The 445-nt window shown below is 30.1% G+C and carries 1 protein-coding gene; it reads left to right on the forward strand.

What is annotated here, in order from left to right; genetic code table 11:
• Positions 1-445, forward strand: a 445-nt coding sequence (locus KHA85_RS20255) for an ATP-binding protein (protein WP_213186676.1), incomplete at both ends; no start/stop codon positions are given.

Below are 445 nucleotides of genomic sequence, written 5' to 3' on the forward strand. Positions count from 1 at the left end.
GTTTAGAGGTTGCTAGTGAAATTGGATATCCAGTTTTAGTAAGACCAAGTTTTGTACTTGGTGGAAGAGCAATGCAAATTATCAATAACGATGAACAGTTAAAACATTATTTAAAAACTGCAGTAGAAATCGATGAAGATAAACCGGTTTTAGTTGATAAATATATTAGAGGTAAAGAAGTTGAAGTTGATGCTATTTGTGATGGTAAAGATGTATTTATTCCTGGAATAATGGAATTAGTTGAAAGAACTGGGATTCATTCTGGAGATTCAATTAGTGTTTATCCAACTTTTAGTATTAGTGAAAAGGTAAAAAATACGATTAAAGAGTATACGACTAAGCTAGGATTAGGAATTGGTATTATTGGTTTGTTTAATATCCAATTTATCGTTGATAAGGATGAAAATGTGTATATTATCGAAGTAAATCCTAGATCATCAAGAAC

This window comes from Dietzia massiliensis (genome assembly GCF_018390595.1).
Lineage (GTDB): Bacteria > Actinomycetota > Actinomycetes > Mycobacteriales > Mycobacteriaceae > Dietzia > Dietzia massiliensis.